This window comes from Methanobrevibacter sp. (assembly GCF_045116495.1).
In the GTDB taxonomy this organism is placed as follows: domain Archaea; phylum Methanobacteriota; class Methanobacteria; order Methanobacteriales; family Methanobacteriaceae; genus Methanocatella.
This window is the reverse complement of record NZ_JBGULU010000139.1, coordinates 1-6177: the sequence shown is the minus strand read 5'-3', so window position 1 is coordinate 6177 and position 6177 is coordinate 1. Positions and strand designations below refer to the sequence as shown.

At 34.6% G+C, this 6177-nt stretch carries 10 protein-coding genes; 6 read left to right on the top strand and 4 right to left on the bottom strand.

Annotated features, from left to right (window positions below; genetic code table 11):
• Nucleotides 1-6 precede the first annotated feature (6 nt).
• From arfB to ACJMLH_RS07670, 3 genes are read right to left on the bottom strand one after another with little or no spacing between them, the layout of a single operon-like run.
• Nucleotides 7-699 carry a 2-amino-5-formylamino-6-ribosylaminopyrimidin-4(3H)-one 5'-monophosphate deformylase gene (arfB, locus tag ACJMLH_RS07680; RefSeq protein WP_405276374.1) on the bottom strand — a complete coding sequence of 231 codons (693 nt, stop codon included), beginning with the start codon at nucleotides 697-699 and terminating at the stop codon, nucleotides 7-9.
• An 11-nt stretch (nucleotides 700-710) separates the two neighbouring features.
• Nucleotides 711-1193, bottom strand: a complete 483-nt coding sequence (locus ACJMLH_RS07675) for an RNA-binding protein (RefSeq protein WP_405276372.1) — start codon at nucleotides 1191-1193, stop codon at nucleotides 711-713.
• 54 nt (nucleotides 1194-1247) lie between these two features.
• Nucleotides 1248-1721 carry a hypothetical protein gene (locus ACJMLH_RS07670; protein WP_405276370.1) on the bottom strand — a complete coding sequence of 158 codons (474 nt, stop codon included), beginning with the start codon at nucleotides 1719-1721 and terminating at the stop codon, nucleotides 1248-1250.
• A 268-nt stretch (nucleotides 1722-1989) separates the two neighbouring features.
• Between ACJMLH_RS07670 and ACJMLH_RS07665 the strand changes: the two genes are divergently transcribed.
• From ACJMLH_RS07665 to ACJMLH_RS07650, 4 genes are all read left to right on the top strand, one after another.
• Nucleotides 1990-2220, top strand: coding sequence for an LSm family protein (locus tag ACJMLH_RS07665; protein ID WP_116591755.1), 231 nt, complete (start codon nucleotides 1990-1992; stop codon nucleotides 2218-2220).
• A 55-nt stretch (nucleotides 2221-2275) separates the two neighbouring features.
• The gene (locus tag ACJMLH_RS07660) at nucleotides 2276-2464 is read left to right on the top strand and encodes a 50S ribosomal protein L37e (protein WP_067042784.1); all 189 of its coding nucleotides are present in this window, start codon (nucleotides 2276-2278) and stop codon (nucleotides 2462-2464) included.
• A 146-nt stretch (nucleotides 2465-2610) separates the two neighbouring features.
• Nucleotides 2611-3021 carry a hypothetical protein gene (locus ACJMLH_RS07655; RefSeq protein WP_405276368.1) on the top strand — a complete coding sequence of 137 codons (411 nt, stop codon included), beginning with the start codon at nucleotides 2611-2613 and terminating at the stop codon, nucleotides 3019-3021.
• A gap of 5 nt (nucleotides 3022-3026) precedes the next feature.
• The gene (locus ACJMLH_RS07650; RefSeq protein WP_405276366.1) at nucleotides 3027-3413 is read left to right on the top strand and encodes a hypothetical protein; all 387 of its coding nucleotides are present in this window, start codon (nucleotides 3027-3029) and stop codon (nucleotides 3411-3413) included.
• A 10-nt stretch (nucleotides 3414-3423) separates the two neighbouring features.
• Here the strand turns inward: ACJMLH_RS07650 and ACJMLH_RS07645 are convergent, their stop codons facing one another.
• Nucleotides 3424-3759, bottom strand: coding sequence for a hypothetical protein (locus tag ACJMLH_RS07645; protein WP_405276364.1), 336 nt, complete (start codon nucleotides 3757-3759; stop codon nucleotides 3424-3426).
• A 158-nt stretch (nucleotides 3760-3917) separates the two neighbouring features.
• On the opposite strand from ACJMLH_RS07645, the gene rnc reads away from it, so the two are divergent.
• On the top strand, nucleotides 3918-4589 hold the full coding sequence (gene rnc / locus ACJMLH_RS07640; RefSeq protein ID WP_405276362.1) for a ribonuclease III: 672 nt from the start codon (nucleotides 3918-3920) through the stop codon (nucleotides 4587-4589).
• Nucleotides 4590-6056 (top strand): homoserine O-acetyltransferase, encoded by a 1467-nt coding sequence (locus ACJMLH_RS07635; protein ID WP_405276360.1) that lies wholly within the window; start codon nucleotides 4590-4592, stop codon nucleotides 6054-6056.
• Nucleotides 6057-6177 lie beyond the last annotated feature (121 nt).

Sequence of the window (6177 nt, the reverse complement as noted above, 5' to 3'; positions counted from 1 at the left end):
TTTTTTTTAAAAATCTAATAATTTTTCAATATCAAATAAAACTGCGTTAATAGCTAAACTGAACAGTCTGTTTCCGTAGTCTTCATCTATATAAACACCGTTTTCTTCAACGTCCAGTGCACCTTCTTCAATGTTAGGGTCATCTCTGCGTGCTTGGGTAAATCCATGTAGGCCAACTTCCTCATATTCATCGACATTTGCCTGGTTTTCTAGTTCGTCTTCATTGACAATGCCTAAAACTTTGGCCATTGAAAGCTCTCCGCTTCCTCCGTGAGGACCTTCTGATGAGATTACCTTGTTGTTGAATGTTATGGCTAAATCGGTTTTGTCTTCTATGTCCCATAATTCTGCCATTAACGGTATATTTCCACCGTGTGCATTGACGATGACTACTTTTTCAATATCCAGGAATTTTTTTGCAGAATTAAGTGTGGAAATAACATTTTCCTTTAGCACTTCAAGGGAAACATGGACTCCATGGTCAATTGTATCCAGTTCGTATGCAGGGAATATTATTCCTAAAAATTTGGCTCCGCTGATGAGTGATGCCTGAAATGCAATGTGTGCACCTATTTTTGCATCAGTATCGATTGGCAGTGCAGGGCCATGGTTTTCCAGGTGTGATCCAAGTGCTATTATTCCGATTTTGTGAACTTGTGGGTCTTTGATTTTTCCTGCGCGGTATCTCAGTTCTGCCATTTCCATCACCTCTATATTTCAAAGTTCCAAATGTCGTCGCCTACATAGTGTTTGGTTGCTACCGCTTTTCCTGAATCGTTTGCAACCATTTCTTCACCGCTGATTAGACTTACTCCAACTGCTAGAGGTTTTCCATGGGTTTCATCAATGATTAATACAATATCGCCGGCTTCAATTCCTTCGGAGGTGGCTACGATTCCTGGGCTCATGATGTCTGCACCGTTACTTACGAATCTGATTGCTCCCATATCGACAGTTACGGTTTTTGCATTAATCTGATTGGCAAGGGCTGCTTTTAGTGTTGGAAATGGTTTATCATCAATAATTATGATGTATGGTTCGCCATCTACCAGAATAAATGAATTAGGTTCTGCTTCAAGTATTTCAACATTCTTTTTTCCTTCAAGCAAACTGCTGTATTCACCCAATTCTGATTTTATCGCTTTAATTTTTTTCTTTTTTAAGAAATTTCTTTTTTTAACTTTTATAGCCATGATTATCCCACAATATATTAATGAATAATATTATTGTATTTTAAATAAATAAACCTATTTGTTGTGTCTCAAAAACACGTCATTGTAATCTATCTCTTCGCCCAATTTGGCATTCATCAGAGGTTTGTCCTGCCAGGCATATTGTGTTATTGTGCTGGCGTTATTGTCTGTCAGTGTTTCGATACATGAGTTAATCACTCCAAGCTCTTTTGATGTGAATTTTAGGCTGGGGATGATTGTCAGGTAGTATCTGTGGATTGTCCGGTTGTAGTATGGCTCTTTTCTCATGAACAGTTTTCTTTTGGATATCAGTTCCTCTGTGATTTTCCTGAAATGTTTTGGTTTTATTCCCCGTCGGGATTTGATATAGGTTTCTTTTGTTAGATAATCTCCGTAAAGCTCGTAAAAATTAAAGTCAATAAAGTACATTACTGTGCAGAGGACTGTTTTTCCTAAATTCGGTTTGTTCATGGATCTGAACAGTATGTACATGATTAGGCTGATATATTTTTCTTCGTTGAAGTTCATGGTATTACCGGTGATGGTTGGGTGCTAATAGTTATGTTGGTGTTTTAATTTAAGGAATGTGCGAGAGAGCATTTGATGAGTATTTTAAATAGTAGTTATGCTAATTAATTAATACTGACATTATTTTTCCATTATTTTGGGCTAAAATAAGGTAACATTTATATAGTAGGTTAGTTATATTTAATAGTATTAGTTTTAATTAGGTTTTGTCTTATCTTAACTTGATTATATTTTAAAAACTAAAATTTTGATAATATAAGGTGATATAATGAGCGGACAAAATGTTCAAAGACCACTTGACGCATTAGGAAAATCTGTGGACTCTCCAGTTTTAATAAAACTCAAAGGAGATCGTGAATTTAGAGGTATACTTAAGAGCTTTGATTTACACATGAATTTAGTTCTTAATGATGCAGAAGAGTTACAAGACGGAGAAGTAACTAGAAGACTCGGTGTTGTACTCATCAGAGGAGACAATATTGTTTATATTTCACCATAAATATTATTCAATAATTATTCGATCATATTTTAACTATTGCTAGGGAGGTGTATCAATGTCTAAGGGAACTCCATCAATGGGTAAAAAGAATAAAAAGACCCATATCAGATGTAGAAGATGTGGTAGAAACACTTATCACATACGTAAAAAAGTCTGTGCTTCTTGCGGATTCGGTAAATCCAAAAAATTAAGGAGATACAGTTGGCAAAATAAAAAACCAACTACTAGACAAAGATTAGTATAAGTTGGTTGAAACCTTGAAGATTATTCAATTAATCTTCTCTCAAATCTATTTTTAAAGTTACTTTTCACTCACTGACCATTTTATAAACTATTTTTCAGATAAACTTATATAACAATTTAAATTATATTATGTTTAGGAGGTCTTACATGACTGATTTAAATGATATTGCACGTGAAAACGATGTAAACCTGGAAAATTGTGTTGTTTTTATAAGAGGCAACGATGACATATTGGCTGTTGACATTTCCAATGCAGGAATTAGGCAAAGAAGTGATGATACCATGGGATTTACTTTTTCAATAACTCCAAAACAGGCATTGGAACTTGAAAAATATTTCAACAAGTTTGCAACCGGTGAAAAATTTTACTTTGACATTTCACAAACTGGTTATAGACCTGTTTATTATAGGGGATTATCTCCAATAACAAAAGAGGTCAGCAATGAGTATCATCCGAAATTCAATGTAACTCTGTTTGCACAGAAAGCTATTGTTGAACCGGAGGATTCCTATTTCGAGCCAACCTGTGCCTGTTGTGAATTTTGCCACATTGAGTAGATACCATGTTTAATGATGATTTTTCAAATAAGATTACTCTGAGACGACTTAGAACTAATGAAAGCATTGACCTTGACCAAAAAAGGGTTCAAATTCGTCAAAATCAGAATGGTCTGATGGCTGTAAGCTATGTTGCGCCGGTTTTTGACATTATGGATTTGGAGAATTTTTTTGATGAGGTTATTTCATCTGAAAAATTAACCATTAATATCAGTGACACAGGCGAGTCCAGAGTTAGCTATCGCGGAATGGTTGAAGGTAAAGGGAAAAATTTCCCTCAAAATCTGGACCATAAGATAATACTTCTGCAAAAACCAACTTGTCTTGATGACAGGGAGAATGTTCAGGTTACAGGATTTTCGAAATTTAAGCCAAGAGGCAAAATTTCTTAATTTATTTTTTTTAAAATTCGTCTTCAACCGCTTCCCATAAATCAACCGCCCAGCCATGAGAGCCATCAATCACCATGTCAAGCAATCTTACCTTACCGTCCTTGAATCTGAATAATCTGTAGTCAAGCTGCGGTTTTTTGGCGGTTCCTTCCTTGTTGCAGTCCAGATATACTCCTTCTGAGTAATCTTCTTCAAAGTCTCCTGCCTGTACAAAGTTTCCGACAAGGGAATATCCATTTTTTACAGTTTTGTCTAGTTTTTCAACGGTTTTTAACCATCCGCCTTGTGCTCTAAATTTTATGTCCGGGTCGACTTTTGTTATTTCTTCTTTCCAATTTATTATCATTTTTACCAAATCCTTTTTAGTATTAGTTTGATATTTCTTATATAAATGAAATCGGCGAGAGCATTTGATGAGTAATATTTATAACTATCGTTATATAATAATTATATATAATCCAAATTCCATATTTAATAATATATTGAATAAGTTGGGCTTTTAATATGAATTTATTTGACAGATTTGGCATTTTCACTGATAATGAATATTTATACCATATTGCATTTACCCATGGTTCTTACAGTACAAAACATGATTTGGATTATAATTATGAACGATTGGAGTTTTTGGGAGATGCAGTTTTAAATTTAATCATTTCAGAATATCTTTATAAAAAATACCCTGATTATGAAGAGGGAAAACTAACTAAGTTAAGGGCAAATTACGTATGTCAGAATGCACTGATATATTACTCCCATGAACTGAATCTGCCGGATTATCTAAATATTGAAGTTGAAGAATCAAATTTAACCAAAAACGAGGTATTGTCAATTACTGCAGATTTGTTCGAATCCTTTTTGGGAGCATTATTTATTGATCAGGGAATGGATTTTGCAAAGGAATTTATAGCCAAATACATATTCGACTATATTGATGAAGAAAAAATATTCTTTAGGGATTATAAATCCGCCATAAAGGAATACGGCGATGCTGAAGAAGTTGAAGTATCATATGAATTGGTAGAGGAATTTGGAGTTCCTCACGATAAAACATTTATAATGTCAGTACTTATTGACGGAGAAAAAATGGGTATTGGAAGAGGAAAAAATAAAAAAGAAGCAGAGCAAGCAGCTGCCAAAGTAGCTTTAGAAAAATTAAAAATTTCGGTGTTTTAAATGAATGAAGAATCTGTAGGCATTGTTGAGACAAAAACTCTTGAAATAGAAGGAGAAATCAAGTTAGACAGTGGTAAAACTCTCAATAATGTAACTGTTGCTTATGAAACTTATGGAGAACTTAACAAAGAAAAGTCCAATGCTATTTTAATCTGCCATGCTTTAACTGGAGATGCACATGCTGCAGGATGGCACAAAGGAGCTAAAAAACCAGGATGGTGGGAAATTGTAATAGGTCCTGGAAAAGCGATTGATACTGAAAAATACTTTGTAATATGTTCCAATGTATTAGGTGGATGTAAAGGAACTACAGGACCAAGCTCAATCAATCCGGAAACAAACAAGGAATATGGACTTGAATTTCCAGTAATAACAATCAAAGACATGGTCAAAGTCCAGAAAAAATTAGTTGAATCATTTAATATTAATCAGTTATATGCAGTTATCGGAGGATCAATGGGCGGAATGCAAGTCCTTCAATGGATGGTGTCATATCCTAAAATGATGAAAAAGGCAATGCCGATAGCTACAGCAGCAATGTCTTATCCGCAGCAGATTGCATTTAATGCGGTGGGCCGACAATCAATCTTTTCAGATCCTAACTGGAATGCCGGAAACTATTATGAAACCGGTGAAATTCCAAGAAATGGTCTGTCTCTTGCACGTATGATAGCTCACATTACCTATCTCAGTGATGAATCAATGGACATCAAGTTCGGACGTGGCCTTCAGGATAAGGATGAAATAAGCTATGATTTTACTGTTGATTTTCAGGTTGAGAGCTACTTGAAATATCAGGGGGAATCATTTGTAAAACGTTTCGATGCCAACAGTTACCTATACATTACAAAAGCAGTGGATTTATTTGATTTATCAGTTACTAACTCTCTTATTGACGGTTTTAAAGATGTTGAATGTAAGGTTGAAGTGCTTTCAGTGGATTCAGATTGGCTATATCCAACAGAACAGAGTACTGAGATTGTAACTGCACTTAACGCCAATGATGTTGAAGTGTCATTTTCAGAAATAAAGTCTAACTACGGTCATGATGCATTCCTGCTTGAAAAAGGACAGCTTAACTTCATTTTATCAAAATTCCTGTCAGATAATATTGTTGAAGATATAATGATGGAAGAGGTAGTAACAATCCGTGAGAATGCTGATGTTCAGGATGCAGCTAAATTAATGTTGGATAAGCATGTAACTCATATTCCTGTTGTAACTGATGACTATAAGCTAATTGGAATTGTAACAAGTTGGGACTTGTCAAAATCAATAGCTACCAATTCCAATCACTTGAAAGACATAATGACAACAACTGTAAAATATTGTCATGGAAATGATTCAATCGAAGATATTGCTCGTCAAATGCGCAAATTCGATATATCCTGTCTTCCTGTTGTTAATGATGACATGAAGGTTTTAGGTCTAATTACAATAGACCAGATTAGTAATTTACTTAGTTAAATTACTTCTTTTTTTCATTTTAATTTTTGGAGTCGTTTATTATTTCTAGAAAAGCTAAATTTATTGATGGTGCTAAGAAGGGCATTCCAATCACATTTGGATATGTTCCGATGGGGATTGG

Excerpts from the sequence above, each read along its gene's own strand:
- ACJMLH_RS07645 (WP_405276364.1), bottom strand. The coding sequence starts at position 3,759 with ATGATAATAAATTGGAAAGAAGAAATAACAAAAGTCGACCCGGACATA.
- ACJMLH_RS07660 (WP_067042784.1), top strand. The coding sequence starts at position 2,276 with ATGTCTAAGGGAACTCCATCAATGGGTAAAAAGAATAAAAAGACCCAT.
- ACJMLH_RS07635 (WP_405276360.1), top strand. The coding sequence starts at position 4,590 with ATGAATGAAGAATCTGTAGGCATTGTTGAGACAAAAACTCTTGAAATA.
- ACJMLH_RS07650 (WP_405276366.1), top strand. The coding sequence starts at position 3,027 with ATGTTTAATGATGATTTTTCAAATAAGATTACTCTGAGACGACTTAGA.
- ACJMLH_RS07655 (WP_405276368.1), top strand. The coding sequence starts at position 2,611 with ATGACTGATTTAAATGATATTGCACGTGAAAACGATGTAAACCTGGAA.
- ACJMLH_RS07665 (WP_116591755.1), top strand. The coding sequence starts at position 1,990 with ATGAGCGGACAAAATGTTCAAAGACCACTTGACGCATTAGGAAAATCT.
- ACJMLH_RS07675 (WP_405276372.1), bottom strand. The coding sequence starts at position 1,193 with ATGGCTATAAAAGTTAAAAAAAGAAATTTCTTAAAAAAGAAAAAAATT.
- rnc (WP_405276362.1), top strand. The coding sequence starts at position 3,918 with ATGAATTTATTTGACAGATTTGGCATTTTCACTGATAATGAATATTTA.
- arfB (WP_405276374.1), bottom strand. The coding sequence starts at position 699 with ATGGCAGAACTGAGATACCGCGCAGGAAAAATCAAAGACCCACAAGTT.
- ACJMLH_RS07670 (WP_405276370.1), bottom strand. The coding sequence starts at position 1,721 with ATGAACTTCAACGAAGAAAAATATATCAGCCTAATCATGTACATACTG.